The sequence below is a fragment of the Ruegeria sp. O6 genome (genome assembly GCF_056535045.1).
Map to the genome: position 1 here is coordinate 104665 of NZ_JBQERM010000005.1, position 23496 is coordinate 128160.

Sequence of the window (23496 nt, forward strand, 5' to 3'; positions counted from 1 at the left end):
ATGCTGAGCATTCTAAAAAACCGGACCTACCGCCACCTGTTTGCTGCCCAGATCGTCGCCCTGACCGGAACCGGGCTGGCCACAGTCGCGCTTGGGCTGCTGGCCTTTGATCTGGCCGGAGACGCTGCTGGCCTTGTGCTGGGCACCGCGCTAACGATCAAGATGGTGGCCTATGTCACCGTGGCCCCCCTAGCCGCTGCATTTGCTGAACGGCTTGACCGTCGGAAGATGCTGGTTCTTCTGGACCTGATCCGCGCCGCAGTCGCGGTATGCCTGCCTTTCGTGACCGAGGTCTGGCAAATCTATGTGCTGATCTTCGTGCTACAATCCGCCTCGGCAGGCTTTACGCCTGCTTTTCAGGCAACGATCCCGGACGTCTTGCCGGACGAAAACGAGTATACCCGCGCTTTGTCACTGTCACGTCTTGCCTACGACATGGAAAGCCTGCTGAGCCCGATGTTTGCCGCGGCACTTCTGTTGCTGGTCAGCTTCAACAGCCTGTTCTGGGGCACAGCGCTGGGGTTTGTTGCCTCGGCATTGCTGGTGGTCTCGGTCGTCCTGCCCTCGCCCAAGCCCAGCAAACCACGCGGAATCTATGACCGCACGACACGCGGAATTCGCATCTACCTGAAAACGCCCCGGCTGAGGGGGCTGCTTGCGCTTAATTGGAGCGCCGCAGCGCTGAGTTCGATGGTAATCGTCAACACAGTGGTCATCGTGCGGGCCACCCTTGGCCTGTCAGAAAGCGCCGTGGCCATTGCACTGGCCGGATTTGGCGGCGGGTCGATGCTGGCGGCGTTTACTCTGCCCCGACTGCTGGATCGGATCGAGGATCGCAAGGTTATGCTGTCCGGAGCCATTCTTGCGTCGGGCGCTATGGCCGTCGCCTCGGTTCTGACCGCGACGATCCCGCTTACGCTGGGTGTCCTTGCCGTTTTTTGGGCTTTTACTGGCTTTGGGTATTCTACAACCCTTACGCCTTCGGGTCGTTTGTTGACCCGTTCGGCCCATCCCGAAGACCGCCCAGCTGTCTTTGCCGCACAGTTTACTCTGTCACACGGTTGCTGGTTGGTGCTGTATCCGCTGGCTGGATGGATAATGACCGTCTATGGGCCGACTGTTGCGCTCGGCAGTATGTCCATTCTGTCCGTGGCAGGCGTGATTGTGGCAGTCAGCCTTTGGCCGCGTGACGATCAGGAACCGGTTGTTCACACTCACCCCGATCTGCCAGCCGATCATCCGCATCTGGCCGGGGCGGGCCCGCACGCGCACCCGATCATAATCGACGACCTGCACCCACGCATACCGCGTGAGCCTTGAGAAAGGGCGTCAATCTGATCTAAACCCGGACTTACCGCAAACCGGAGCCCCAATGGACCAGCTAGACCGCCGTATCATCGCCGCCCTGCAAGCCAATGCGCGTGCCTCGACCACGCAGATCGCGGCCTCGCTGGGTGTGGCCCGCACAACTGTGCATGAACGGATCAGTCGGCTGGAGCATCGCGGCGTAATCACGGGATACACCGTGCGCCTTGGGTCCACAGAAGACACGCCCAAAGTGCAGGTCATCGTCATGCTGGAAGTGCAGCAGAAGGAAACCAACCGGATCCTTAAACGGCTCGAGGCCTATCCCGAGGTCAAACTGTGCCTGTCGATCAACGGCGAATTCGATCTGATGCTGACCGCAGATGCCCCGAGGCTGGAGGATCTGGACATTCTGGTGGACGATCTGGCGAAGATCCCCGGCGTCCTGCGCACCAATACAAGCGTTGTTTTCGGGCGCAGGATCGACCGAAACTGAGGCTGCGATAACCCTCTGTAAACCGATCGGCGGCTAGCTTGGCCGGGAACACCAGAATCCCGGACCGGCAGAATGCCAATTCGCAGAATACCGATTGCTTTCATGATACTGCTTGTGCTGTTGGCGCAGGCGGGTTCTGCTACGCACGCAGCACCGACAGGCGGGCTTTGTGATCAGGCCGCGCACCGTGCGGCACTGTCCGAAGATGTTCCGCTGGACGTGCTGCGCGCCATAACTCGCGTCGAAACCGGCCGACAGATAGACGGGCAGTTGCAGCCCTGGCCTTGGGCCATAAATGCCGAAGGTCAGGGGTATTGGTTCAAGTCCGAGGCCGAGGCCAAGGCCTATGTTTTCAAAATTTTCAAAGCAGGCTCTCGCAGCTTTGACGTCGGGTGTTTCCAGGTCAATTATCGCTGGCATGGCAAGGCCTTCCGCTCGATCGATGCGATGTTTGATCCGGATGCGAACGCAACCTACGCCGCCCGCTTCCTGAAAGACCTTTATTTCGAGCTTGGTTCGTGGCCGGCTGCGGCCGGGGCGTATCATTCCCGAACGAATGCTCTGGCCGAAGCTTATCGTGGTCGGTTCCAGACAGTGATGGCTCAATTGGACAACCCGCCCTCGCACGGGTTTTCTGGCAAGTCACCCGATCCGTTCACAAGGGCCGGAACGCCCTTGATTCCGATGCTAGTGGCCGCACCCGCCACCACTGCCCTGGGCTCTCTGGTGCCGACCAACGACACAGTTACTGCCTTCATCCCTTTCAATTAGGAAACCTTCGTGCCCCAGTTTGACATCCGGTCCCTGTTTTCACCCACTGTCCTGCTGGCGCTGGCGCTGATGACCGTCATCGTCATGATGATCCTGCCCATGCCTGCCTGGGTGCTGGATGTGGGGCTAGCCGCCTCTTTCGCGCTGGCCATCCTGATTTTCACTCTGACGCTGTTCATCGAACGTCCGCTGGATTTCTCGTCCTTCCCAACGATCCTGCTGGCATCGCTGATGCTGCGCCTGTCGCTGAACGTCTCGTCGACCAAACTGATCATCGGTCAGGGGCATACTGGACCCAACGCAGCTGGTGACGTGATTGAAGGGTTCGCCAATTTCGTCATGGGCGGCAGCATCTTTCTGGGTCTTGTGGTTTTCGGCGTACTGCTGATCGTGAATTTCATGGTCATCACCAAAGGGGCCGCCCGTATGGCCGAGGTCGGCGCGCGCTTTGCCTTGGACGGGATGCCGGGCAAGCAGCTTGCCATCGACAGCGACATGTCAGCCGGGGCCATCGACCATCAGCAAGCCAAGGAACGGCGAGAACGCGAACAGCAGGAAACGACATTCTTCGGCTCGCTCGACGGTGCGTCGAAATTTGTCAAAGGTGATGCCGTTGCCGGCCTTCTGATCACTCTTTTGAACCTTGTTATGGGTTTGGTCATGGGGGTGATCGTGCACGGAATGCCGGTGGCTTTCGCGTTCGAGACTTATGCAATCCTGACCGTCGGTGATGGTCTGGTCTCGCAAATCCCTGCGGTTATCATCTCGATTGCCTCTGCATTGCTGCTGGCGCGCGGCGGAACACAGGGTGCCACCGACAATGCCATTTTCTCCCAACTCGGGCGGCATCCGGCTGCGCTGTCTACCGTGGCGGTTCTTATGGTTCTGTTTGCGCTGGTGCCCGGCCTGCCTTTCCTGCCGTTCATCCTCGGTGCAGCTGTACTTGGTTATGCGGCCTACAGAGTTCGGAAAAAGCAGAAAGAAACAGACCCGTCATTGCATTCGCAGGCGACCGAAACCGAGGTGTCGGTCTCGCAGGCTATTGGTGATATTCTGGACTTGGATGACGTGCACCTTGAATTCGCACCCGATCTGGTAAGCTTGGTTTTGAATCCCGGAACCGGGTTGGATGCCCGCATCGCCAATATGCGCAACTACGTGGCGTCTACCTTCGGATTGATCCTGCCCGAAATTCGCCTGACTGATCGAGCCGACCTGCCAACCGGAACCTATGTGATCAAGGTTCAGGGGGTCGAACAGGCGCGCGGCGTTCTGAACCCCGATCTGGTTCTGGCTCTGGTTCAGGACGGGTTCGATCTGTTGCCCGAAGGCAATGACGTGACCGAGCCGGTTTACGGCGCGCCTGCCCGCTGGATCCTGCCCAAACATCAGGAGGACGCAGCGCTGAACGGGGCCACTATCGTCTCACCGCCCGAGATCCTGGCCACGCATCTGCTAGAGATTATCAAGCAGAACTTCTCGCGCTTGCTGACGTTGAAATCCCTGCGCCGCCTGCTGACCGAAATGACCCGCCTGAGCGACCCAGTTCGGGCTGAGGCAAACCGCAAGTTGCTGGATGAATTGATCCCCGACAAAGTGCCAATGGACACATTGCACGCCGTTCTGCGACTGCTTCTGGAGGAACGGGTTTCGATCCGGAACATGGCCCTGATCCTTGAAAGCGTTGCCGAAGCACGGCTGACAACCACCCAGCCTGAAGGCATCTGCGAATTGGTACGCCAGCGTCTCGGATTTCAACTGGTCGCCGATATGAAGCGTGAGGATGGCTCGATCCCGCTGATCCAACTGGCCCCCGAGTGGGAGGAAACGTTCACCACCTATCAGGTCGACGCGCCCAGCGCCGGACTGGATGTCGCGCTACCGCCGAACCTGTTTAACAAGCTGGCCGACGGCATGGTCAGCTGTATCGCCAGATCTGCTGATAACGGTTTGTTTCCTGCTGTCGTGACCTCGACCCGGCGACGCCGGTTGTTGCGTACGATCATGCATGCGCGCGGTGTTCCAAACCCGGTCCTTTCTTTTGAGGAAATCGGGTTGGAAGCCAAACCCGCGCTGGTAGGAACTGTTCCCGCGTGATCGCTCTGCCGCCAGAATTGTTGACGCAGCTGGTCGAACCGCTCTGGCAGGCCTTCGCGGTTTTTCTGCGCGTCTCTGCTTTGGTTTCGCTGCTGCCTGCTTTCGGCGAGCGCAGCATTCCAACACGGATGAAACTGGGGATATCCGTCGCCTTTACCCTGATCATTTTTCCGGCAACCCAACCTTTGGACCTGTCTCTCAACCTGTGGACGCTGGGGCGGTTGGTTGGGACAGAAATCCTGATTGGGCTGGCGCTTGGAACCGGGCTGCGGCTGTTTGTTTTGGCGCTGCAAACCGCCGGATCCATTGCCGCGCAATCCACGTCATTGTCGCAATTGCTGGGTGCGGCGGCCACTGATCCTGTTCCGGCAATGGGATACCTGCTAACGATCGCGGGGCTAACGCTTGCCGTCATCATGGGCTTGCACGTACGGGCCGCGCAATTCCTGATCCAGAGTTATGCCCTATTCCCCATGGGGTTGGTGCCAAGCTCGGCAGATTTGTCCCATTGGGGAGTGCGACAAATCTCACGCAGCTTTGGGTTGGCCTTCTCGCTGGCAACGCCATTCGTCATCGCCTCGTTGATCTACAATCTTGCACTTGGGGTTATCAACCGGGCCATGCCGCAATTGATGGTCGCCTTCGTGGGCGCGCCAGCAATAACGTTTGCCGGGCTGTTTCTGCTGTTTACGGGCGCACCATTGATCCTCTCTGTTTGGTCTGACGCGCTGATTGCCTTCTTCATGAACCCGATCGGAGGCCAGCGATGAGCGGTGCCGATGACGACAGCGACAAGTCATACGAGCCGACGCCGCAAAAGCTCCAAAAAGCCCGTGAAAAGGGTGAAGTTCCCAAGTCCAACGACTTGTCGGTTGTTGCGGCATATACCGGACTGCTGATCGCATTGTTGGCGGCAGGGCAGTACGCGGTCGCGCAATTGGGAACTCTGTTCATGGTCCTGATCGACCAATCCGACCAGATCGCGAACCTTCTGAACATGGGACCTGCGACAGCGACGGTTGCCGGAATTCTGAATGGCGCGTTACCACCCATTGCCGTGCTTTTCTGCCTGCCCGCGGTGGCCGTTCTGCTAAACCTGATTGCCCAACGCACGCTGGTGTTCGCCCCCAGCAAACTGAAACCAAAGCTTTCGCGGATTTCCCTTGTTTCGAATGCCAAAAACAAGTTCGGGCGCGGTGGCTTGTTCGAGTTCGCCAAGAGTGCAACCAAACTGGCGATTTACAGCCTGTGCCTCGCACTTTTCATCAAGTCGAATCTGGCCGAAATTCTGTCTGCCAGCGCGGCCCCGGCAAAGTCATCCATACTGCTGATGATGAACCTGTTGTTTCGCTTCCTGTTCATTGTGGTTGCCATCGCACTCGGCATCGGCGTTATCGACTTTCTGTGGCAATACGCCGAGCACATGCGCAAGAACCGCATGTCGCGCAAAGAGATCCAGGATGAAACTAAGGACGCCGAAGGCGACCCGTATGTAAAGCAACACCGCCGTCAACGTGCACAGGAGATCGCCTCGAGCCAGATGATGGCAGATGTTCCGGGCGCGGATGTTGTTATCGTAAACCCCACCCATTTTGCTGTTGCACTGAAATGGACCAGGGCTACTGGCAGCGCACCTGTTTGTGTTGCCAAAGGTGTGGATGCAGTAGCCGCTTCCATCCGTTCTGCTGCGGCTCAGGCCGGCGTTCCGATCCGCTCGGATCCTCCGACGGCGCGTGCGCTTCACGCAACTGTCGACATCGGGCAGGAGATCTCCGAAGAACATTTTCGCCCCGTTGCCGCTGCAATCAGGTTCGCCGAAGCGATGCGGAAACGTGCAAAGGAGCAGATCCGATGAAGGACACTCAGTTAAGCGGGCTGGACAAAATAGCCGACGTCGCTTTCCAGAAGCAATTTCAGACACTCCGCCCAATCCTCGAGGCCGAGGCCAGAATTCAGAACCAATTGGCGAAACTGGATCATCAGCTTGACCAGGTGCGCAAAGCCAGCGGTTGGACAGAAGGATATCAGATATCCGGGGCCGACATTCTTTGGAATGGCTGGGAATCTGCCACGCGCCGCGCGTTGAACATGCGACTTGCCCAAACGCGCGCTCAGAAACTGGCCGGTCTGGAGTCGCTCAGAATTGCGTTTGGCCGCAAACAAGCCGTCGCAACCCTGCGGGAGCAGCAGCTGAAAAGCCATCGGCAGGCCGTTGCCCGAAAGCAAACCCGTTAATGCTGGCCGGATCCGTACCGTGAAGCGACCTTCGTCAGGTATCTTGACGGTTCACGCTCATGATCAGCACTTTTGAAACATCTTCACCCAGTTCTTTTTTTGCCTCTTCCAACAGGGACTTACGCAAGACATCCAGATTTCGGGATTCGGTGAACGTCCCATCAAAACCCCCGTTATTTGCGTGATCAAACAGAACCTGAAGAAAGGCATCCCGCAGCTTGGGTTCAATGGAATAAAACGTTTCTTCAATTGCTGTGTTCGCCTCAATGCTGAGAGACAAAGTGACCATCGCTTCGATTTCGTCATCCCCAACCACCGGAACGACAAAATGTTTGGTCAACTTTAGATACCCATAGGCTGGCTTTTTTTCCTTGGACTTTTCAGACTTCACGTGACCGGCCTTCTCTTCTTTTGCCACTTCTTTTTCGGCGGCTGTTTTGTCGGGCTCGCCCGAAGGTGACAGAAACAGCCCGGCACCGATACCCGCACCCAGGCCGACAATCAGGAAAACGACTGGAACCAGTTTTGCAATCACGGTCGCACCTCAGAACGGCAAGAGTGAATCAAGAACTTGCTGGCCGTATCGGGGTTGCTGGACATCCGTAATCTGACCTCTTCCACCATAAGACACCCGCGCCGAGGCGATCTTGTCGTAGGTGACTTCGTTTTGTCGCGAGATATCCTGAGGGCGGACATACCCGGCCACCAAAAGCTCGCGCAGCTCAAAATTGACCCGCAACTCCTGCGAGCCGGAAATCGAAAGAACCCCGTTCGGCAGAACATCCAGAACCGTCGCGGCGACACGCAGGGTTAGTTTCTCGTTTCGCCTCACAGATCCCCGCCCAGAACTTGAGGAATCCGCTTCGATGGACACGGCTTCATCCAGCGATGCCCCGTCAGGTAAGTGTTTTTGCACGCGCTGGGGCAAACCAAAGAGGCCAGGAACCTCAAGGTTTTCCGAGCCTGATCTGGACCGTCTGGTGTTGTTTGATATCTCAGCTTTTTCATCCAACTCGATGACAACTGTTAGTATGTCACCTTTCTTGATCGCCCGCTGATCGCCCAGCAAGGATTGCTGCCCTCCGCTCCAAAGAGATGAGCGGTCAACGGTGCGTTGTGGTTGCGTGTGCAAGGGCAGACCCGGCCACAGCATGGCAACCTGCTCGGGAGATTCTTCGTTTGGTGTAAAACTCGGGGGCTTGCCAAGATGATCCAGACGACCACACGCGGCCAAAGACAAAGCTATGAGAAGGAGAGTTTTCGACAGTCCGGTCATCACTTAACCTCGACTTGGCCATCCGCGCGGATTTGGCCGGTTACAGTTGTTCTGGACGACAGGTTCATGACCCGGATGCGATCCCCAGCAGCGCCACGCCCCAAGGCGCGGCCTTCCGCAGTTATCGACAAGGCTTGGCGGTCGAATATCAGGACGACCAGATCGTTGCGGTCAACGATGGCGGGGGGGCGTACATCAATTTCTCGGACCGGCCTGCCGGGATACAGTGCCACTCGCGCCTCTTGCCCGATCAGAAGATCAGGGTCAGTCACCGCACCTAGGACATCCGTCGAGCTTGTTTTCAAATCCGCTGCGGAAATGATTTCCTTGGCCCGGATCGTGCGGGTTGGAACCACAATGTCAGCCTGTGCTGCGATTGGAGCCAGTAGTGCCAAACATATGCCGATCCCTCGCATCATCGCACCTGCGTTGTCGCGCTCATCATTTGATCCACAGCCGAGATGACTTTGGCATTCATCTCGTAGCCGCGCTGCGCCTCGATAAGTTCGGTTACCTCGCGCACTGCATCGACCGAGCTGTCTTCCAGATAACCCTGTCGCAATGTACCCAGCCCATCACTTCCCGGAGTTCCCAGCACCGGGGCACCCGACGCCTCGGTCTCCTTGAACAGATTGCTGCCAACGGCTTCCAGCCCCTTGGCATTCGAAAAGCTGGCAAGCACAAACTCACCCAGCAATTGCCCCTCGGGAGTGTCGTCGAAATATGCATAGACCTCGCCAGCGGCATTGATCGAAATTGACCGTGCGTCGTCGGGAACGGTGAGTTCCGGCGAAACCGCATAACCGTCGGAGGTGACAATGAGACCCTCTGCCGACCGCTTGAGGCTGCCGTCACGCGTATACGCGGACTGACCGCTGGGCAGCGTAACTTCCAGATATCCGCGCCCTTCGATCGCCACGTCAAGATCACTGCCGGTGGCTGACAAAGCACCTTGTTCCAGTTGCACGGTAACAGCTGCGGGCCGCACGCCCAGACCAAGTTGAATACCTGTCGGCAATACTGTTCCGTCCGAGGCGTTTACAGTTCCGGCGCGCGCCATCTGTTGATAATGCAGATCGGCAAATTCGGCCCGGCGGGCGTTGTAGCCAGTGGTGTTCATGTTTGCCAGGTTGTTGGAAATCGTCTCGACCCGCATCTGTTGCGCGGTCATTCCGGTGGCGGCAATTTTCAAGGCTCTCATGTCAAACTCTCCTTTTACCGTTCAGCGCATCAGCGCCTTGAGCGCCCCGCGCACGCGTTCGTCTTCGCTGTCAAGAAAGCTTTGTCCCAGCTCATAGGCGCGCTGGATTTCCACCAAGCGGGTCACCTGCTGCATAGCGTTGACGTTCGAACCTTCGAGAAAGCGATGCAAAACAACGGGTTCATCAACCGGGTCTATCGCACCATTGGCACGAAACCGCGTATTTCCTTCGCGGACCAGCTCCTGCGGATCAGCGACATTGAAAACGCCCAACTGGCCCAGAAACTGGCCGTTGACACTCAACGTCCCATCACTGCCGACATCAATCGAAGCTGCATCGGGCGGGATAAAGACCGGGGCACCGTTGGCATCCAGAACACGCGCACCATCCATCGCAACCAGATCGCCTTCGGCATTTGGCGAGAAACTGCCCGCACGCGTCAGCCGGTTGCCATCCGGGGTTTCAACCATGAAAAACCCGTCCCCTTCGATGGCGAAATCAAACTGCCCTCCGGTTTTCGTAAGCACACCTTGTTGCAACGATGTGTTGCGCGCCTCGGCCCGGCTCATGGAGAGGGACGGATTGTTCGGAATGTCCCGCACGTATTCCGAAAACACCAGCCCCTGCTGGCGATATCCGGTCGTGTTGGCATTTGCGATGTTATTCGCCACCAGTCGCATTTCATTCATTAGCCCGGACTGGCGGGACAGGGTGACGTAAGCCGTGTCCATCAGCGGCCTCCTGCAATCAAGGGAACAAGCGTTCCGGTAAAAAACGTAACAAGGGTCTGAGTCATGAACCCCATCGAAATCCAGAACACGATGACAATGGCGATCAATTTGGGAACGAAGGTCAGGGTCATCTCTTGTATCGAGGTCAGCGCCTGGAACAGACCGACAATCAGGCCAGAAACCAGAGCCACGGCAAGGATCGGGACGGATGTAATGACCGCAACCCACAACGCCTGACGAACGATGTCATAAAAAAGCCCTTCGCTGAGCATCGGGTCAGACCGGCATTCTCAGGATTTCCTGATAGGCTTCGACCACTTTGTTGCGGACGATCACTGCGGTTTCTACCGCCAGTTCGGTCTGGGCCAGCGCCTGAACCAGTGCATGGGGATCAGCCTGACCGACCATCGCAGACTGAGACATCTGTTCGCTGTGTCTGAGCGTGGCTGCAAAGTCCTGAAAGGTCGCCCTCAATCCTTGTGCCGCCCCGCCATGATCGGGATCGGCCTGTGTGGCAGAGCGTGCGCCGGCATAATTCTGCGCGGCGTTGAGTGATCGGATATCCATTCTGGCAGTCCTTATTTTCTGAGCAATTCCATCAGCGACGACGACATCTGCCGCGTCTGATCAAACATCTTTAGGTTGGCCTCATAACTGCGCTGGGCTTCCCGGGCGTCCGCGATTTCAATCATCAAATCGACGTTTGAGCCCTGGTAGTGACCACTTTCATCTGCCAACGGATGACCGGGGTCGTAGATGCGGCTCAGCGAACGCTGGTCAAGCGTCACTCGGCCAGCCTGCACCATGTCCCCACCGTTTTTCTGCACGGTTTCAAACGGTACGGTTTTGCGTCGATAGCCGGGCGTGTCCGCGTTCGAGATGTTTTCGGACACATGCCGCAACCGCGCGGATTGCGCGCGCAAAGCACTGGCTGACGCAACAAGGGAATGGGAAAAATCGCTCATACCTGCCGCCCCTTATCCGCGACCCAAACTGGTGCGCAGAATGTCCATTGAGGATTTGTAGATCGCCAGCGCTCGGTCGTGCTGTCGTTTGACCTCGACCGATTTAAGCATCTCTTCCTCAAGCGACACACCATTGCCATTGGGATCACCTGATGGGACAGCTTCAACCTCAGCCCAGGTTTGCGCACCGATACTGCCATGCAGATGGCCCGGCCGCGTGGCGTCCATGGTCACGTCATGCCCGGTGGTTTCGAAAGCTTTCTGAAAGGCCTCGATATCGCGCGGCTGATAGCCCGGCGTATCCGCATTGGCCATGTTGCGTGCAATGACCGCTTGCCGTTGCCCGGCATGGGTTGCCATTGCGTACGCTGTCTTAAAGACGTTCAGGTCATAGAACATCGGGGCTTCTCCCTCGATCAATTTCAATCAAGGCTTAACCCTGATTCCTTTAGAAACCGTTTTCAGAACTCAGTTGGAGACTCCACGATGTCTGATCTCGACCCGGTACTTCTGAAACACGAACTCGACAGGATGACCGCAGTCCGTCACGTGGGGCTGGTTACCGGCGTCGCACAGGGTCTGATCGAAATCGGTGGTTTGAACACGCATGCCCGGGTCGGGGATTTGCTGACATTGCGGCGGCGCGTCGGGTCCGATCTTGCGGGCGAGGTGCTTCATGTCAGTGCTGGCCATATCAAAATGCTTCCCAATGCGGCGCCCGACGGCGTGAGCCTGGGGGATCGCGTCTACCTTGACCCATCACCAGATTTTGCACCAGGATTGCACTGGCTTGGACGGGTAATCGACCCCTTTGGCAGACCCTTGGATGGAAAACCGTTGCTGAGCGGATCGCAGACGCGCGATATCATGCAGGCCCCTCCACCAGCCGTGGCACGCAAACCTTTGGGGCAGAGGATGGCCACCGGCTTGTCGGTTCTCAACACTGTGTTGCCCGTCGTACGCGGGCAGCGGGTGGGGTTGTTTGCCGGGTCGGGTGTCGGTAAGTCGACCCTGCTTTCCACACTGGCCCGGTCCATGCAGGCCGATGTCGTCGTAGTCGCTCTGATTGGCGAGCGCGGACGCGAGGTGAATGAATTTGTCGCGCAGGCCATTGGCCCCGAAGCCATGAAACGCACAATCGTGGTGGCCGCCACCTCTGACCAGTCGGCATTGGCGCGCAGGCGGTGTGCCTGGTCGGCCATGTCGACAGCCGAGTATCTGCGGGATCTGGGTTTGAACGTTCTTTTTCTGGCTGATTCCGTGACCCGCTTCGCCGAGGCGCATCGTGAAATCGCTGTTTCTATGGGGGAATCCCCGTCTTTGCGGGGATATCCACCCTCTGTCACCCCCCTGATCGCCAGTCTTTGCGAACGCGCAGGTCCCGGAACGCAGGAACAGGGGGATATTACCGCGGTATTCAGCGTTTTGGTGGCCGGCTCGGACATGGATGAACCCATCGCTGACATTCTGCGCGGCGTTTTGGACGGGCACATTGTACTCAGCCGCGACATCGCCGAACGGGGGCGTTTCCCGGCCATTGACGTCAGCAGATCTGTGTCGCGGAGCCTGCCGGGAGCCGCATCCGAGGCCGAGAACCAGATGATCACAGAAACCCGAAAACTCGTGGGCAGTTACGAGCAGTCCGAAGTGATGATCAAGGCCGGGCTATACGCCGAAGGGTCTGATCCGCTGCTGGATCAGGCCGTTCGCGTTCACGAGGAATTGGACGCCTTTTTTGCCAAACCGGAAGCTGAGGGAATCGAAAACAGCTTTAACCGCTTGTCATTGATACTGCGTCGTGCATCGATCAGCTTGCCACGCTAGGCAGAATTCCAAACAGTTTTAAGTATTAAGGCCACCTTAAGACCTGCGCTGCTAGGCAAAAAGTCGGGTGATAATATAGGTGGTGGAGATGGGTGCGCAGACCAATGCGGCGCCAATCATCATCAAGAAGAAGCGTGTGTCGGGTGGTGATGGTCACCACGGCGGTGCGTGGAAAGTTGCATATGCCGACTTTGTCACGGCCATGATGGCCTTCTTCATGTTGATGTGGCTGCTGAACGCGACAACTGAACAGCAACGCAAAGGGTTGGCGGATTACTTCGCCCCGACAATCCCCCTGAGCCCCGAATCCGGCGGCGGAGACGGTGCTTTTGGCGGCGACAGCATGTTGTCGGAAAAGACATTGCTGCGGGATGGTGCCGGGGCCAGCACCAAACACGCAACTGAATCCCGTCAGGCACGCGGGTCAACCGGTTTGGATGCCATCGGTGGTGGCAAAGGTGACACCGAAGACTTCTCGACGCTTGAAGCTCAGCTTTTGGGGCGAACCGGTGAAAGCGAGGTGTCGGACAAGCTTCTCAGGCATATCGTGACACGCGTCACCGACGAAGGATTCGTTGTTGAGCTATTCGATACGGACACCCAGCCACTGTTCGACCCCGGTTCAGGGAAACCAACCGGGATCTTGCGGGCGCTTGCTTTGATCATAGCGCGTTCTTCGGATCTCGTGACCAACCCGATTGCTGTCACAGGCCATGTCAGCGCATCTCCTGTTGTGCAGGTTCGCAATACCGCCTGGGAACTGTCCACTGCCCGGGCGCAATCAGTCCGCCAGCTGTTACAGGACAAAGGCGTAGCGGCAAGCCGGATGGATCGCGTCACAGGTCATGCTGACCGAAAACTCTTCACCGACAATCCGATGGCGGTTCGGAACAACAGAATCGAAGTGATATTTCTGCGGCGACCCTAAAGGATAGAACGCATTTTACCTGTTAGCGCGCTGTTAAGGGGCAGCGCGTTACCTGTTGCATCGAAGCTTGACGCAACAGAAGGGCGCGCCAATGACAATTTCCTCTTCGCTGAATGCCGGTGTGGCGGCGTTGAAGGCCAACGCCAACAGGTTGGCAACGATTTCCGACAACATCGCAAACTCTTCGACCTACGGATACAAACGAGTGGAAACTGACTTTCATTCGATGGTCACGTCTGGCCAGGGTGGCAGTTACTCGGCAGGGGGCGTGCGCACGACCAGCCAGCGCATGATTGATCAGCGCGGATCACTGGTGACCACCAGCAACTCTACCGATCTTGCAGTGCGCGGACGCGGCATGTTGCCGGTACGATCCAGCTCGCAGGTCGGCGCAAATTCGAACGAGATGTTGCTGACGACCACAGGTTCCTTCCGGACTAACGACGAAGGATATCTGGTGACCGAATCCGGCCTTGTTCTTTTGGGATGGCGTGCTGCGGCAGACGGGTCCATCCCGCCCGTTCCACGCGACACGCCCGCCGCGCTTGAACCAATTCAGTTGAGCGTCAACCAGTTGTCCGGTGCCCCGACAACAAAGATGAACCTGCGTATGAACCTTCCCGCAACGGCAACAGATGCGGGTGCGCCGGGCGACACACAGCCTTTATCGGTCGAGTATTTCGACAATCTCGGGAAATCCGAAAGTATTGATATTCAGCTGATCCCGACCGTTCCCGCAACTGGCAGCAGCAATGAATGGACCATGGTTCTGCGCGATTCAGCATCCGGTGGCGCGATTATCGGGGAGTACACTTTGACCTTTACCGATAATCGAACGGCTGGTGGTACGCTGGCCAGCGTCACTCCTGTATCCGGTGGCGCTTACGATCCGGTAACCGGCAGTGTCATGGTCAATGTCGCTGGCGGCCCGATGGAGGTCAATATCGGACTGATCGGCGATTCCGATGGCATTACTCAGCTATCCGATACATTTGCTCCGGTTTCAATCACGCGCGATGGATCTGCCGTTGGTACGATGACCAGCGTTCAGGTCGATGAAAGTGGCTATGTCTATGCATTCTACGATACCGGTGTCAGCCGCCGAATGTTCCAGATCCCGCTGGCCGATGTTCCCAATCCCAACGGCCTGACAGCGCTGGACAGTCAAACCTACGCGCCTTCCCGCGAAAGCGGCACGTTCTTTCTGTGGAACGCGGGCGAAGGCCCAACCGGTGATATCGTTTCCTTCGCACGCGAAGAATCCACCACGGATGTGGCAACCGAGCTGACATCTCTGATCCAGACACAACGCGCCTATTCATCCAGTGCCACGGTGATCCAGACGGTGGACGAGATGCTTCAGGAAACGACCAACTTGAAGCGCTGATCCAGGCGCTGACCAAAGGAAAGGAGCGGCCTCATGAATATGTCGACGGCACTCAATAACGCATTGGGTGGGCTGACAGCGGCCAGTCGCGGGGCGGCTGTGGTCTCGGGGAATATCGCGAATGCCCTGACACCGGACTATGCGCGCAGGTCCCTTGAACTGGCGACAAGTCCCATATCTGGCAATGGCGTGCGTGCGGTTGGGGTAATCCGGCATCAGGACCCGGTTCTGACGGCCAACAGACGGTCGTCAGACGCCGAGCTTGCCTTTCAATCCTCCATTTCGGATTTCCGCTCACGGTTCGAAAACCTTGTAGGAACAGCAGACAGCACGCCATCCCTTGCCAGCCGTATGTCTGCCTTGGAAAACAGCTTCATCACCGCAGCCAGTCTACCCGACTCGATCGAAAGACTTGATCAAGTGGCGCGCGCGGCGCGCGACCTTACGGCAGAGCTTAACGCGGCTTCTGAGGGTGTGCGACAGGCACGCTCGGACGCGGACCGCAAGATAGGCGATCAGATCGAAAGCCTGAACCTGGTTCTGAAAGACATCGAAGTTCTGAACGCAAAGATTCCGGCCATTCAAAATTCCGGCGGCGATATCGGGGCCTTGCTGGATCAACGGCAAGTCCTGATCGATCAGGTCAATACTTTGATCCCGGTCAACGTTGTGCCACGTGCCAACGATCAGGTATCGCTCTATTCAGACGGCGGGTTGATACTTCTTGAAGGTAAGGCGTCCGAGTTCACCTTTTCCACGACCGGTGAGACGAAACCCCACATGACGGTTGCAAATGGTCTCCTGTCCGGATTGGCTATGAACGGCAACCCGGTACGCACCAGCGGGGACACTGCGCAAATCCGTGGCGGCGCGTTGATGGCCCAGTTTTCAATTCGCGATGAATTGGCGGTTGAGGCGCAGCTGCAGCTTGATACCGTTGCCCGCGATCTTATCGAACGATTTGAAACGCCGGGCTTGGATCCCACGGCACTTGCGACAGATCCCGGTCTGTTCACAGACAACGGAAATCGGTTCGACCCGACAACCTTTGTCGGGCTGTCATCGCGCATTTCGATGAATTCGGTTGCGGACCCCGACAACGGCGGGAACAGCTGGAAGCTCCGCGCCGGGCTGGGTGCCGCTACGCCGGGCGATCCCGGACAAGCGTCGCAACTGCGTGCTTTCGGTGCCATTCTGAATGATGCGCGCACCGTACCTGGCGGGCTGTTTGGCACTGGAAACATGCGCGCCGCCGAGTTGACCGAGGCGCTTATGTCGAAAGCCGGGGCGCAATCCCACGCTGCAGAGCAGCGGAAGGTTTTTGCCAGCAACAGCCAACAACAAATGTCACAGATTGAGGCCGAACAAGGCGTCGATACGGATCAGGAATTACAGCGCCTCATGCAGATCGAACAGACATACGCAGCAAACGCGCGTGTCATTTCGGTCGTCGATGAGCTTATGGAAACGCTTCTGAGGTTATGAGCATGAACTTGACTGCTATCGGCGATCTGGCGCGCGGTATGACCCTTCGCACCCGCGCCACTGAAATCAAAACACAGATTGAAACTCTCTCTTACGAGATGTCCACCGGCAAAGTGCAGGACATATCCGGCCGACTTGGCGGAGATTACTCTCAGATCCTGGACCTGGACCGTTCGCTTGCCAGACTCGACGCCTTTGGCATCGCCACAGCCGAAGCGGCCCTGTTCACGGATGCCATGCAGTTGAGCCTGAAGACATTTGGAGATTCGGTTGGCGAAATAACCGCGTCTCTGTTGGCCTACGGAACGGCCAATCAGCCGGTAAATCATGCGCAGGCGTCAGATCATGCCAGGAATGAGCTCGACACGATGGTATCGGCGCTCAACACGCGAGTTGGTGGGCGCAGTCTGTTTTCGGGTACAGCCACGGATGTCTCGCCACTGCCCTCGACTGACACGCTGTTGGCTGCGTTGAAGACACAACTGACGGGGGCTGTGACCGTCGCCGACATACGCTTGGCTGCCGACACATGGTTCAATAGCCCTGCCGGGTTTGACGCCATGATTTATCAGGGTGCGAGCACCACACTCTCTCCTATGCAGATCTCGGAAAATGAAAGCGTTACGCTGCCACTCACGGCAACCGACCCGGCATTCAAGGCGGCCCTAAGGGATGTTGCAACAGCGGCATTAGCCACCGACAATACGTTGGCTCTTTCTTCCGACCAGCGCACCGCCCTGTTCACCCAGCTGGGCGTCGATCTGGCCAACGCACAGGATGCCACAGTAAACTTGCGGGCCCAGGTCGGCAGCGCCGAGGGCCGCATCGAACAGGCCGCCACGCGAAATTCGATGGCCCGAACCAGTCTGGAATTCAGCCGGAACGAGCTGATCGCAGCAGATCCTTATGAAACAGCGGCGAAATTGCAAACGGTGCAGTTTCAGTTGGAAAGCCTCTATTCGGTAACCGTTCGCAATGCGAACCTTTCGCTGGTGAATTTCCTGAGATGAGGGCGCTGATACTTCTCCTGATCCTTGTTCCCGGTATAGCCTGGGCGGGGGCAATCCGCCTCAAGGACCTTGTCGATTTCGACGGTGTACGGGGTAATGATCTTGTGGGTTATGGCCTGGTTGTCGGTTTGAACGGAACCGGCGACGGATTGCGCAACTCTCCTTTCACCGAAGAGATCATGTCCAACATCTTGGAGCGTTTGGGTGTCAACGTAACGGGCGAGGATTTCCGGCCCAAGAATGTGGCAGCGGTTTTGGTGACAGCCAGTCTGCCGCCTTTCGCCAGAGTCGGCGGCCAAATTGATGTAACGGTTTCGGCGATAGGCGATTCAAACAGTCTGTTGGGTGGGACACTGGTTATGACCCCACTAAACGCAGCAGACGGGCAAATCTATGCGGTTGCACAAGGCACAATCCTTGCAGGTGGCGTTTCCGCTGAAGGAGAGGCTGCGTCGGTCGTGCGTGGGGTGCCAACCTCGGGTGTAATCCCGTCCGGCGCGCGTGTTGAGCGTGAAATTGAGTTCGACTTGTCAACTTTAACCCAAATGCGCCTTGCGTTGAGAGAACCCGATTTCACCACGGCCGCGCGTATCGAATTCGCCATAAACACCGAGTTCAACAGAGCTGTAGCAATCATGCGCGATTCAGGCACGGTTGAACTCAACATTGCTGCAACTCAGGCAGTGTCGACGGCCCATGCCATTGGGCGTATCGAGAATATTCTGGTCGAGCCGGAAGCAAAGGCGCGTGTGGTGGTCGATCAGCGCTCTGGCACCATCGTAATGGGGCAGGAAGTCCGGATATCGCGTGTGGCTGTCTCTCAGGGTAATCTGACCCTGACAGTTCAGGAAGCACCGATTGCCGTGCAACCCAATCCGTTTGCCAGGGGCGAAACAGTGGTCGTTCCGCGCACTATTGCAGGGATCGAAGAGGAAGAAGGAACCGGCCTTGCCGAAATCCCCGAAGCTACGACCCTGTCCGAGGTTGTCGCAGGTCTGAATGCGCTGGGGGTATCGCCCCAGGATATGATCGATATCTTGAAAACCATCAAAGCGGCGGGCGCCTTGCACGCAGAATTTGTTGTCAGGTAGCCGATATCTTTGGTCCAACGGGTGTGCCACAAACACGCCCGTGACGTTAAGGCCTATTTCGATTTCCAGCTGTCCAGCCAGCGCTGAAATCTGTTTCGGCGTTCTTCAATCGCGTCACCGGCCGCATAAAAGCCGTCTTCCACATTCTCGATCATCGGATCAATTCGGGCCTTTCGGAACCTGCGCCAGCGCACCCAAACCGCCCAGACCAGCGCGGCGAAAATTGTCAGGAAAATGATGTTGAACCAGGGAATAACCTGCACATCCGGCCCGTCCACATGTTTGATGAAAATGGCGTTGGGAAAGATCGACATGAACTCGTTGCGCCACCCGTAATGGGTCACGACCACCCATTTCGGGTTTTCCTTGGTCGATTTCGCATCATTGGCTTCGGTGTAAAGGTTCGCCGTGTCGAACTTGAAGTAGGGTGGCCACCCCCACCCGGTGTCTTCGTTTCGGTACACGATCGGCTTGCCATTTTCGCGCACAGCCTGAATGAATTGCACATCCCGGTTGGACAGGCTGGTGGATTGGTCTTCGGGTTCGGACCAGAAAATCCGTGTCCAGTCGTTCAGATCCTGCCGCTCTTCGTAGGTGTTTACGATACGCACAACATCATGTTGCGGCAGCGAGTATTGCAGGATCACGGCGATCGTTCCCCAGAAGATGATGATGAACGCCCATTTCACATAGGCCATGCCTAAACCCTCACATGTAATTCACGATGTAGATCAGTGCGCCAATCGCCACCCATGGCACAATATAGACACCCAGGATCAGTTTGCGCCGGAACGAATTGTCATACACATGCAATCCGCGTTCGACAAAAGCGTCCTTGTTGCCTGTCTTGCCCTTCTCATCCCACCAGCTTTCCAGTTTGCGACGGCGTATCCCGCGCGAGTAGAAAGACAGCGCGACATAGGCGATCGACTGGATCACCAACAAGATCAGCAAAAGGCGCAATAACCCGAACATTTCAGCCTTTCCTTACCGAACCCCACGGACCAACACGCGCGATTATGTCATCGCTGACCCGGTCTTCTCCGCTCATATCCGGCTCATGGCCGAACAGCGCGGCACGGGCCCCTTGCTTGTCCACCTGATACTCGCGCGCGAGGAAGTCGGCAACATAGGCTTTCTTGCTCTCGGGCCATCTGGAATAGGTGCTATAGAACAGCTCTTTGTGGCAAATGAACATCTGGCGCGGGTCCAGCGGGGCCAGTTCGGCCAGCAGCATGTTCACCAGATCACGGTTCGGCGTGTCAGCGGCGCGCAAAGTGTAGAAATAAGCCGGATGATCCGACGTGATACGCGGCCACGGCCCCCCGTCGCTTGCCCAGCGCAACAGTTGCGCAAGGCCGTGATAGGCTTCGGGCAAGCCATCCGAGTGAGTGCGCGCCAACCGCCGCATATCGCTTCGGTCCAGCCCGGTCAGGTCGACATCCGCATCCGCCGCCGCATCGACAGTCAGGAAATCCATCTTCTGCTGCAGGATTGCGGCGGCGTCTACACCGCGCGCCTTGACGATGGGTTCGACCAGATCATTGTAATCCAGAAACTTGGCAATCTGGTTCCGCTGCAACGGGTCAAAAACGTATTTGATCGGCAAATCGCCAGGTTTTTCACCCATGCAGATCGCCGCCGGGTGATCCAGGTCCGGGAACAAGTACAGCCCGCCGAAATGCGCCGTCCAGAAGTTGCGTTGCTCAAAATCCGTGTGGCGCAGATGGACGGGGTTGCGCGTGACGTCGCCGGTCTCCTTGGCGGTCTCGATCATCCTGGCGATCAGCACATCGTCGAACCAGGCGTCCTCGGCGGTTTTGAAGCGTTCGACCATACCCGCCAATTGCTGCGCCTTGCGCAAGGTGCCGCCTGCGGTGTCGGCCTCAATCTCGATCTTGCGCAGATTAAACAAATCACGGGGACTGCTGAGCTTGAAGACCGAGTTCACCAGCTCTCCGGCCACCGCATCAGTGGCGGTCAGGGCAAACAACTGCGCCTCATTCATCTCGATGAATTCGCGCAGGATATCGCGCGAGGTCGAGAATTTGACGTTCAGCAAAGGCGCGCGTTTCTGCTCGGTCGTCAGCAGGATGAACTGCCGGTTGACCCCGTTGGGGTTGAGGTAGAGCTCATCCTCCAACTCAATCCCCACCTCCGGCGAATAGCCCGAGATATCGACATGAAAATCCGAAAGCTGAGTGGTCTTGCCCGCCAGATGCTGCAGCGCGCGGTTATACCGCTCGACTAAGGCCGGGCTGGAGATGTGGATGAGGTTGCCAAACATCAGGCCTTTTTTGATGAGGCGGATCATGGCGTGAGCTTACTGTTGTTCTTAAGGCGTGCGGTTTCCGACTTGCAATGACCCATTACGAGGCACTCCTATTATCGCGGAAAGCTCTTCTTAGCCTAATTGTCAAGGCGATGAAAAACACAGGAAGCCATAGAACTATCGCCCAACCAAACTGTTCGTACTCATCGAAAACTGGGCAAGGCAATCCACTCGTAAATGGATCGCCGCAAGGCCCTCTAGCGAACACGGTTGCATAGACGTAAGCGAAGAATGTCAATATTGTCATGACCAAAGTTGTGAGCACAACGTCGGTTACTACCGCCAAAACAATGTGCACTTTTTCGAGTGACTTGAACCAAAAAAGCGCCGCAAAAGCGAAACTCAAAAGCGAGAGAAGTACTAAGGCGAAAAAATAAGGTTGGAAGACGGTCCAAAAAGTCACCCCTTCCCCTCCAGATACCGCCGCTTGGCCTCTTCCATCCGGCCCATCTCACGCACCGCGTAGTCGATGGCGACCTCGTCGCTCTTGTCGGCATAGCGGAACTCGCTGTCGGCGTAGCGATTGATCTCCTGTATCACCATTTCCACCGTGATAGGCTGGCGTAGATCTTCGATCATCGCCTTCTTGGTGTCGTAGTCGCGGAACAGGAACAGGTCGGGGTTTTCCATCCATTCGTCGGGCAGTTCGAAATCCATCGCGCGCACCTTGACTGCGTCGGTGATGTTCTTGATCGCGCGACCGGTAAAGCGCTCATCCGCCTGCTGGATCGCCTTGAGGTAGGTGCCCAGCTTGGCGATTGTGTCCATCTGACCGATCACGCCCGAGACCCGGTCATAGACCTGCAACAAAGCATCCTCATGCGGGCGGGAATGGCTTTCGAAACTGGCGGCGACGGCCTTTTTGATTTCCTGCGCGGCGTAAGCCTCGTGTTCGCCCAGCGGGATGTCGTGGTTGCGACCCATCAGCAGGTGCAGGATGTCGATGTAATCCTCGCGCGTCTGCGGCCCGTCCACCAGAAACCGGGCGCCCGCCCGCTGGCGCAGGGCGTCGTCCACATTCTCGGGGTAGTTCGAGAACATGCCAAAGGTACAGTTGCCGCGCACGACGGTATTGGCACCGGCAAAGCTCTCCATTAGCACGGCGGTAATCTCCAGCTGCCCGGCTGACGACTGCCGGTCGCCGCGCTTGCCCGCGAGCTGGTCGATATCGTCGATGGTGCCGAACCCGATGACCGAGGGGTCGATGATCGTGTTGATAAAGGCCTTGGCGTTCTGGCCGGATTTGCCCTGATAACTGTCGATATTGTCGGTGCTCAGGTTCTGATAGCGGAACGGATAGCCTGCGTTCTGGCAATACTCGTTGATCAGCCCGGCCATCATCTGGATCAGCGTGGTCTTACCGGTGCCCGGCTTTCCGTCACCCATGAAGGTAAAGATGAACCCGCCAAGTTCCGCAAACGGGTTCAGGCGGCGGTCGAAATCATAGGCCATCACCATCTTGGCCAGCTTCATCGCCTGATATTTGGCGATATGGTTGCCGACCACTTCGTTCGGCTTCTTGAACGTCATGGTCAAGGTGGTGGATTTGGCCTTGGAGGCCGGCTCGAACCCCCGGATCGTCAGATCGTCGGCCTCGATATGCCAGGCTGCGTTCTGGAACGGGGCCAGGTAACCTGCGGACCCTGCGCGCAGGGCTGACTTCTCCATCAGTTGCTCGGCATAGGCACTGGTGGCGGCGATCAGGTGGGCATCGTCCGAGGCGTATTTGGCCAGCGTCTGGTCCAGTTCCCACAACGCGCCGTGCAGGGCAAGTTGGCCGTTGTCTGTCAGGACCTCTTCGATCTCACCAATATCAACCGTGGTCTCACCCAGATGCGAGGACAACAGATAGGCCAGCGCATTGCCGAACGTGTGCATCGTGATCAGCGCTTCGGCTGTCAGAACCTCTGAAAACTCGGTCTTCCGCGCGGTAGGCAGATCCCCGGCAAGGTTCGCGCGTTTCAGATCGGCAAGCGGGGTCTGTTCCGCATAAGTATCGGCCACGGCCAAAGCGATTGCGATGGCGCGGCGGATCGCCTGTTGTGCAGTTGCCTGCGGCGGCGAAACCAAGGCGTCACCATCGTCCGAGGCTTCGATCCTCTCAACCAGATGCACCCCGTCTGCGCGCACGGTCCGGCGTGTCACCAACCCCGGTGTCGTCGAGCGAAACCGCCGACCAGTCGATACGCCTGGTGAGCGTTCAACGGTGGTTTCCACGGCTTTGGCAATCCGCGGCGCGTGTTCGAACCCGTTCAGCAAAGCGGTTGCTGCCGGATAATGCTTGCGAATGTCGTCTTCGCGCAATTCCATCTGATCTGACGTCAAACTCATCTCAAAAACCGCCCTTGCTTCATCTTTTCT

26 protein-coding genes are annotated in these 23496 nt (G+C 57.4%); 13 read left to right on the top strand and 13 right to left on the bottom strand.

The annotated features are described in order from the left end of the window. From ACR0DY_RS08725 to ACR0DY_RS08755, 7 genes are all read left to right on the top strand, one after another. Window positions 1-1320, top strand: coding sequence for an MFS transporter (locus tag ACR0DY_RS08725; protein ID WP_480488131.1), 1320 nt, complete (start codon window positions 1-3; stop codon window positions 1318-1320). Between the two features lie 52 nt (window positions 1321-1372). After that, the gene (locus ACR0DY_RS08730; RefSeq protein ID WP_480474766.1) at window positions 1373-1801 is read left to right on the top strand and encodes an Lrp/AsnC family transcriptional regulator; all 429 of its coding nucleotides are present in this window, start codon (window positions 1373-1375) and stop codon (window positions 1799-1801) included. Window positions 1802-1873: 72 nt separating this feature from the next. After that, a complete protein-coding gene (locus tag ACR0DY_RS08735; protein ID WP_480483921.1) occupies window positions 1874-2572 on the top strand; it encodes a transglycosylase SLT domain-containing protein in 699 nt (232 codons plus the stop codon). 69 nt (window positions 2573-2641) lie between these two features. Beyond that, complete coding sequence (gene flhA, locus ACR0DY_RS08740; RefSeq protein ID WP_480483965.1) at window positions 2642-4669, top strand: flagellar biosynthesis protein FlhA; 2028 nt, start codon at window positions 2642-2644, stop codon at window positions 4667-4669. Next, entirely contained in the window at window positions 4666-5439 is a 774-nt protein-coding gene (locus tag ACR0DY_RS08745) for a flagellar biosynthetic protein FliR (RefSeq protein WP_480483920.1), read from the top strand. The genes flhA and ACR0DY_RS08745 overlap by 4 nt, the downstream gene beginning before the upstream one ends. Next, the gene (locus ACR0DY_RS08750) at window positions 5436-6524 is read left to right on the top strand and encodes an EscU/YscU/HrcU family type III secretion system export apparatus switch protein (RefSeq protein ID WP_480546235.1); all 1089 of its coding nucleotides are present in this window, start codon (window positions 5436-5438) and stop codon (window positions 6522-6524) included. Before ACR0DY_RS08745 ends, ACR0DY_RS08750 begins: the two co-directional genes overlap by 4 nt. Further along, entirely contained in the window at window positions 6521-6904 is a 384-nt protein-coding gene (locus ACR0DY_RS08755) for a hypothetical protein (RefSeq protein WP_480539419.1), read from the top strand. The genes ACR0DY_RS08750 and ACR0DY_RS08755 overlap by 4 nt, the downstream gene beginning before the upstream one ends. 34 nt (window positions 6905-6938) lie before the next feature. Here ACR0DY_RS08755 and ACR0DY_RS08760 read toward each other — a convergent pair whose 3' ends face one another. From ACR0DY_RS08760 to ACR0DY_RS08800, 9 genes are read right to left on the bottom strand one after another with little or no spacing between them, the layout of a single operon-like run. Further along, the gene (locus ACR0DY_RS08760; RefSeq protein WP_480539421.1) at window positions 6939-7439 is read right to left on the bottom strand and encodes a flagellar basal body-associated FliL family protein; all 501 of its coding nucleotides are present in this window, start codon (window positions 7437-7439) and stop codon (window positions 6939-6941) included. Between the two features lie 9 nt (window positions 7440-7448). Next, window positions 7449-8180, bottom strand: coding sequence for a flagellar basal body L-ring protein FlgH (flgH, locus tag ACR0DY_RS08765; protein WP_480488139.1), 732 nt, complete (start codon window positions 8178-8180; stop codon window positions 7449-7451). Next, window positions 8180-8596 carry a flagellar basal body P-ring formation chaperone FlgA gene (gene flgA / locus ACR0DY_RS08770; protein ID WP_480539470.1) on the bottom strand — a complete coding sequence of 139 codons (417 nt, stop codon included), beginning with the start codon at window positions 8594-8596 and terminating at the stop codon, window positions 8180-8182. The genes flgH and flgA overlap by 1 nt, the downstream gene beginning before the upstream one ends. Then, window positions 8596-9381 carry a flagellar basal-body rod protein FlgG gene (flgG, locus tag ACR0DY_RS08775; RefSeq protein ID WP_480507187.1) on the bottom strand — a complete coding sequence of 262 codons (786 nt, stop codon included), beginning with the start codon at window positions 9379-9381 and terminating at the stop codon, window positions 8596-8598. The genes flgA and flgG overlap by 1 nt, the downstream gene beginning before the upstream one ends. A gap of 21 nt (window positions 9382-9402) precedes the next feature. Further along, window positions 9403-10113, bottom strand: coding sequence for a flagellar hook-basal body complex protein (locus ACR0DY_RS08780; RefSeq protein WP_480483914.1), 711 nt, complete (start codon window positions 10111-10113; stop codon window positions 9403-9405). Continuing rightward, entirely contained in the window at window positions 10113-10385 is a 273-nt protein-coding gene (locus ACR0DY_RS08785) for a flagellar biosynthetic protein FliQ (protein WP_480488141.1), read from the bottom strand. The genes ACR0DY_RS08780 and ACR0DY_RS08785 overlap by 1 nt, the downstream gene beginning before the upstream one ends. 4 nt (window positions 10386-10389) lie before the next feature. Then, window positions 10390-10680 (bottom strand): flagellar hook-basal body complex protein FliE, encoded by a 291-nt coding sequence (gene fliE, locus ACR0DY_RS08790; RefSeq protein WP_480483912.1) that lies wholly within the window; start codon window positions 10678-10680, stop codon window positions 10390-10392. A gap of 11 nt (window positions 10681-10691) precedes the next feature. Next, on the bottom strand, window positions 10692-11078 hold the full coding sequence (flgC, locus tag ACR0DY_RS08795) for a flagellar basal body rod protein FlgC (RefSeq protein ID WP_480483911.1): 387 nt from the start codon (window positions 11076-11078) through the stop codon (window positions 10692-10694). Window positions 11079-11090: 12 nt separating this feature from the next. Beyond that, window positions 11091-11477 carry a FlgB family protein gene (locus ACR0DY_RS08800; RefSeq protein WP_480483910.1) on the bottom strand — a complete coding sequence of 129 codons (387 nt, stop codon included), beginning with the start codon at window positions 11475-11477 and terminating at the stop codon, window positions 11091-11093. Between the two features lie 87 nt (window positions 11478-11564). Here ACR0DY_RS08800 and ACR0DY_RS08805 point away from each other — a divergent pair, with 87 nt between their 5' ends. The 6 genes from ACR0DY_RS08805 (at window position 11565) to ACR0DY_RS08830 (ending at window position 18803) form a co-directional block, all read left to right on the top strand. Next, a complete protein-coding gene (locus ACR0DY_RS08805; RefSeq protein WP_480546238.1) occupies window positions 11565-12902 on the top strand; it encodes a FliI/YscN family ATPase in 1338 nt (445 codons plus the stop codon). Between the two features lie 88 nt (window positions 12903-12990). Continuing rightward, entirely contained in the window at window positions 12991-13830 is an 840-nt protein-coding gene (locus ACR0DY_RS08810; protein WP_480483908.1) for a flagellar motor protein MotB, read from the top strand. Between the two features lie 91 nt (window positions 13831-13921). Continuing rightward, on the top strand, window positions 13922-15217 hold the full coding sequence (locus tag ACR0DY_RS08815; protein ID WP_267366907.1) for a flagellar hook protein FlgE: 1296 nt from the start codon (window positions 13922-13924) through the stop codon (window positions 15215-15217). Window positions 15218-15250: 33 nt separating this feature from the next. Next, entirely contained in the window at window positions 15251-16702 is a 1452-nt protein-coding gene (gene flgK, locus ACR0DY_RS08820; protein WP_480898121.1) for a flagellar hook-associated protein FlgK, read from the top strand. 2 nt (window positions 16703-16704) lie between these two features. Beyond that, window positions 16705-17712 carry a flagellin gene (locus tag ACR0DY_RS08825; protein ID WP_480483906.1) on the top strand — a complete coding sequence of 336 codons (1008 nt, stop codon included), beginning with the start codon at window positions 16705-16707 and terminating at the stop codon, window positions 17710-17712. Beyond that, window positions 17709-18803, top strand: a complete 1095-nt coding sequence (locus tag ACR0DY_RS08830) for a flagellar basal body P-ring protein FlgI (protein WP_480483905.1) — start codon at window positions 17709-17711, stop codon at window positions 18801-18803. The genes ACR0DY_RS08825 and ACR0DY_RS08830 overlap by 4 nt, the downstream gene beginning before the upstream one ends. Window positions 18804-18856: 53 nt before the next feature. Here the strand turns inward: ACR0DY_RS08830 and ACR0DY_RS08835 are convergent, their stop codons facing one another. The 4 genes from ACR0DY_RS08835 to ACR0DY_RS08850 form a co-directional block, all read right to left on the bottom strand. Continuing rightward, a complete protein-coding gene (locus tag ACR0DY_RS08835) occupies window positions 18857-19501 on the bottom strand; it encodes a DUF1523 family protein (protein ID WP_480483904.1) in 645 nt (214 codons plus the stop codon). 10 nt (window positions 19502-19511) lie between these two features. Continuing rightward, window positions 19512-19778 (bottom strand): hypothetical protein, encoded by a 267-nt coding sequence (locus tag ACR0DY_RS08840; protein WP_480483903.1) that lies wholly within the window; start codon window positions 19776-19778, stop codon window positions 19512-19514. 1 nt (window position 19779) lies between these two features. Further along, the gene (locus tag ACR0DY_RS08845) at window positions 19780-21117 is read right to left on the bottom strand and encodes a DUF6638 family protein (RefSeq protein ID WP_480483902.1); all 1338 of its coding nucleotides are present in this window, start codon (window positions 21115-21117) and stop codon (window positions 19780-19782) included. A 417-nt stretch (window positions 21118-21534) separates the two neighbouring features. Next, window positions 21535-23466 (bottom strand): AAA family ATPase, encoded by a 1932-nt coding sequence (locus tag ACR0DY_RS08850; protein WP_480483901.1) that lies wholly within the window; start codon window positions 23464-23466, stop codon window positions 21535-21537. Between the last annotated feature and the right edge of the window lie 30 nt (window positions 23467-23496).

Coding starts and splice junctions, on each gene's coding strand:
- ACR0DY_RS08755 (WP_480539419.1), top strand. CDS start 6,521: ATGAAGGACACTCAGTTAAGCGGGCTGGACAAAATAGCCGACGTCGCT.
- ACR0DY_RS08815 (WP_267366907.1), top strand. CDS start 13,922: ATGACAATTTCCTCTTCGCTGAATGCCGGTGTGGCGGCGTTGAAGGCC.
- ACR0DY_RS08810 (WP_480483908.1), top strand. CDS start 12,991: ATGGGTGCGCAGACCAATGCGGCGCCAATCATCATCAAGAAGAAGCGT.
- flgC (WP_480483911.1), bottom strand. CDS start 11,078: ATGAGCGATTTTTCCCATTCCCTTGTTGCGTCAGCCAGTGCTTTGCGC.
- flhA (WP_480483965.1), top strand. CDS start 2,642: ATGACCGTCATCGTCATGATGATCCTGCCCATGCCTGCCTGGGTGCTG.
- ACR0DY_RS08850 (WP_480483901.1), bottom strand. CDS start 23,466: ATGAGTTTGACGTCAGATCAGATGGAATTGCGCGAAGACGACATTCGC.
- ACR0DY_RS08750 (WP_480546235.1), top strand. CDS start 5,436: ATGAGCGGTGCCGATGACGACAGCGACAAGTCATACGAGCCGACGCCG.
- ACR0DY_RS08800 (WP_480483910.1), bottom strand. CDS start 11,477: ATGTTCTATGACCTGAACGTCTTTAAGACAGCGTACGCAATGGCAACC.
- ACR0DY_RS08735 (WP_480483921.1), top strand. CDS start 1,874: ATGCCAATTCGCAGAATACCGATTGCTTTCATGATACTGCTTGTGCTG.
- ACR0DY_RS08845 (WP_480483902.1), bottom strand. CDS start 21,117: ATGATCCGCCTCATCAAAAAAGGCCTGATGTTTGGCAACCTCATCCAC.
- flgK (WP_480898121.1), top strand. CDS start 15,251: ATGAATATGTCGACGGCACTCAATAACGCATTGGGTGGGCTGACAGCG.
- ACR0DY_RS08835 (WP_480483904.1), bottom strand. CDS start 19,501: ATGGCCTATGTGAAATGGGCGTTCATCATCATCTTCTGGGGAACGATC.
- ACR0DY_RS08805 (WP_480546238.1), top strand. CDS start 11,565: ATGTCTGATCTCGACCCGGTACTTCTGAAACACGAACTCGACAGGATG.
- ACR0DY_RS08840 (WP_480483903.1), bottom strand. CDS start 19,778: ATGTTCGGGTTATTGCGCCTTTTGCTGATCTTGTTGGTGATCCAGTCG.
- flgG (WP_480507187.1), bottom strand. CDS start 9,381: ATGAGAGCCTTGAAAATTGCCGCCACCGGAATGACCGCGCAACAGATG.
- flgH (WP_480488139.1), bottom strand. CDS start 8,180: ATGACCGGACTGTCGAAAACTCTCCTTCTCATAGCTTTGTCTTTGGCC.
- flgA (WP_480539470.1), bottom strand. CDS start 8,596: ATGCGAGGGATCGGCATATGTTTGGCACTACTGGCTCCAATCGCAGCA.
- fliE (WP_480483912.1), bottom strand. CDS start 10,680: ATGGATATCCGATCACTCAACGCCGCGCAGAATTATGCCGGCGCACGC.
- ACR0DY_RS08825 (WP_480483906.1), top strand. CDS start 16,705: ATGAACTTGACTGCTATCGGCGATCTGGCGCGCGGTATGACCCTTCGC.
- ACR0DY_RS08725 (WP_480488131.1), top strand. CDS start 1: ATGCTGAGCATTCTAAAAAACCGGACCTACCGCCACCTGTTTGCTGCC.
- ACR0DY_RS08780 (WP_480483914.1), bottom strand. CDS start 10,113: ATGGACACGGCTTACGTCACCCTGTCCCGCCAGTCCGGGCTAATGAAT.
- ACR0DY_RS08730 (WP_480474766.1), top strand. CDS start 1,373: ATGGACCAGCTAGACCGCCGTATCATCGCCGCCCTGCAAGCCAATGCG.
- ACR0DY_RS08785 (WP_480488141.1), bottom strand. CDS start 10,385: ATGCTCAGCGAAGGGCTTTTTTATGACATCGTTCGTCAGGCGTTGTGG.
- ACR0DY_RS08830 (WP_480483905.1), top strand. CDS start 17,709: ATGAGGGCGCTGATACTTCTCCTGATCCTTGTTCCCGGTATAGCCTGG.